Below are 252 nucleotides of genomic sequence, written 5' to 3'. Positions count from 1 at the left end.
TTGAGGTCGACGAGCCGCTGCTCGAGGTCTCCACCGACAAGGTTGACACTGAGATCCCGTCGCCGGTCGCTGGCACGCTGATCGAGGTTCTGGCTGAAGAGGACGACACCGTTGAGGTCGGCGATGTCATCGCCCGCATCGGTGACGCTGACGCGGCTGCTTCCTCCGACGACTCCAACGAAGACGAGGCCGAGGCTGAAGAGGCACCGGCTAAGGAAGAGGAGCCGAAGGAAGAGAAGAAGGCTGCTCCGA

1 protein-coding gene is annotated in these 252 nt (G+C 62.7%); it reads left to right on the top strand.

The genetic code is table 11. The features are described 5' to 3' along the window. On the top strand, positions 1-252 hold a 252-nt coding region (locus tag HMPREF2734_RS07470), incomplete at both ends, for a biotin/lipoyl-containing protein (RefSeq protein ID WP_141750453.1).

The sequence above is a fragment of the Corynebacterium sp. HMSC055D05 genome (genome assembly GCF_001810365.1).
Taxonomy (GTDB): Bacteria; Actinomycetota; Actinomycetes; order Mycobacteriales; family Mycobacteriaceae; genus Corynebacterium; species Corynebacterium coyleae.
The sequence above is the reverse complement of the archived record's forward strand: the minus strand, read 5'-3'. Positions and strand labels throughout refer to the sequence as shown.